The 1,222-nt window shown below is 32.4% G+C and carries 4 protein-coding genes; 1 reads left to right on the top strand and 3 read right to left on the bottom strand.

Features of this window, described 5'->3' with window-relative positions; translation table 11 throughout:
• Nucleotides 1-16: 16 nt before the first annotated feature.
• Genes AP059_RS00020 through AP059_RS22605 form a run of 3 tightly spaced genes read right to left on the bottom strand, consistent with a single transcriptional unit; the run spans nucleotide 17 to nucleotide 760 of the window.
• Nucleotides 17-499 carry a hypothetical protein gene (locus tag AP059_RS00020; protein ID WP_059874868.1) on the bottom strand — a complete coding sequence of 161 codons (483 nt, stop codon included), beginning with the start codon at nucleotides 497-499 and terminating at the stop codon, nucleotides 17-19.
• Nucleotides 496-627, bottom strand: a complete 132-nt coding sequence (locus tag AP059_RS22610; protein WP_256209578.1) for a hypothetical protein — start codon at nucleotides 625-627, stop codon at nucleotides 496-498. The genes AP059_RS00020 and AP059_RS22610 overlap by 4 nt, the downstream gene beginning before the upstream one ends.
• 4 nt (nucleotides 628-631) lie before the next feature.
• A complete protein-coding gene (locus AP059_RS22605) occupies nucleotides 632-760 on the bottom strand; it encodes a hypothetical protein (RefSeq protein WP_015979565.1) in 129 nt (42 codons plus the stop codon).
• A gap of 130 nt (nucleotides 761-890) precedes the next feature.
• Between AP059_RS22605 and AP059_RS00015 the strand changes: the two genes are divergently transcribed.
• A complete protein-coding gene (locus AP059_RS00015; protein ID WP_036851101.1) occupies nucleotides 891-1,079 on the top strand; it encodes a hypothetical protein in 189 nt (62 codons plus the stop codon).
• Nucleotides 1,080-1,222 lie beyond the last annotated feature (143 nt).

Genomic DNA, 1,222 nt, shown 5'->3' with positions numbered 1-1,222 from the left:
ATATTAATTACAATCATTATATATTCTCCTGACTTTCTACATAGAGCAAGATACAAAAGGCGTCTGCTTGGTCATCATTGATATCATCATCAGGTACTATATTATAGCTTTTGAGTATCTCAATGCTTTGCACTTTTCGTAATGCACTTTTACCTTTGATTAGATGATAACCGCACCATTTAGAATTAGGTACATCAACATAGCCAATGTTATGACGGTTACGCATGACTCCTAAGAATGAACCGTTAGCTCTAATCAATGAGATGTTTCCCTTAGACTTGAACGTGATGATAGGTTCTTCAATATAAATAAAATAATCAAATAAGTTATAATGCTCAATGACTTCTGTTATACCGTCAGCAATTAGTTTTGCACGTTCCAAAGGATCTTTACTTTTACCACCTGCAATTGAACCGACTACATACTCATTTGTTAAAGGATTACGAAATGCATAACCAGTATTAGAAGTGCTAAAGTCAATCGCTAAAGCCTTGCTCATAAATCAGAACTCAATTCAATATAAAGCTCTTTAGTAATTTCTCCGATATCAAATAAGTGCTTAACATAGTGTTCATATTCAATCGGATTCAATACTTCTTTTTGTGCTAAAATATGTTCTTTATTCATTTCTTTATTCTCCCTTAAAAATTAAAGCTGTATCAAGATTAATCAAACCACATTCAACAGCGTTAAGTAAGAACTCGTTAAAGTCAACTTCTGACAATGTTTCTTGCTTAAATAATAGCTGTTCTTCTGTCATTTGCTTCCCTCTCTCAACTTGATATACTTATTATAGCATATCCACTTTTCAGGTTTGGTTTATCCTCTGTTATGTAAGCTATGATTGACTTTGTAGGCATTTTGTGTTATACTATTTATAGGAGGTAACTATGGCTAGAGATAAATATCTGATGTACTTACGACAGCAGGAATACAAGAAACGTATTAAAATTAAAGTAGTTAATACAAGAGCTAGAATGAACAGAGAATACATGAATCAACCAGAAGTAGACAAGGAAACATTAGAACTATGGAATAGTCAGCCAGCAATACATTTTGATTTAGGGAAAAATAAATAAATTATATTAAAAAAATAATTGCCACCTTAGTGGCTTTTGTTTTACGCTTAACCGCAATTTGACTAGAAGTGGCAGAATGTAAGTGCATTGTGTGTCCTGTTTGTAAAGTATGGTATCAGTAAGCACAATTAGCTTATTGTTTG

This window comes from Pseudomonas sp. TAA207 (genome assembly GCF_001529285.1).
GTDB lineage: Bacteria > Pseudomonadota > Gammaproteobacteria > Pseudomonadales > Pseudomonadaceae > Aquipseudomonas > Aquipseudomonas weihenstephanensis.
The sequence above is the reverse complement of the archived record's forward strand: the minus strand, read 5'-3'. Positions and strand labels throughout refer to the sequence as shown.

Coding starts and splice junctions, on each gene's coding strand:
- AP059_RS00020 (WP_059874868.1), bottom strand. CDS start 499: ATGAGCAAGGCTTTAGCGATTGACTTTAGCACTTCTAATACTGGTTAT.
- AP059_RS22610 (WP_256209578.1), bottom strand. CDS start 627: ATGAATAAAGAACATATTTTAGCACAAAAAGAAGTATTGAATCCGATT.
- AP059_RS22605 (WP_015979565.1), bottom strand. CDS start 760: ATGACAGAAGAACAGCTATTATTTAAGCAAGAAACATTGTCAGAAGTT.
- AP059_RS00015 (WP_036851101.1), top strand. CDS start 891: ATGGCTAGAGATAAATATCTGATGTACTTACGACAGCAGGAATACAAG.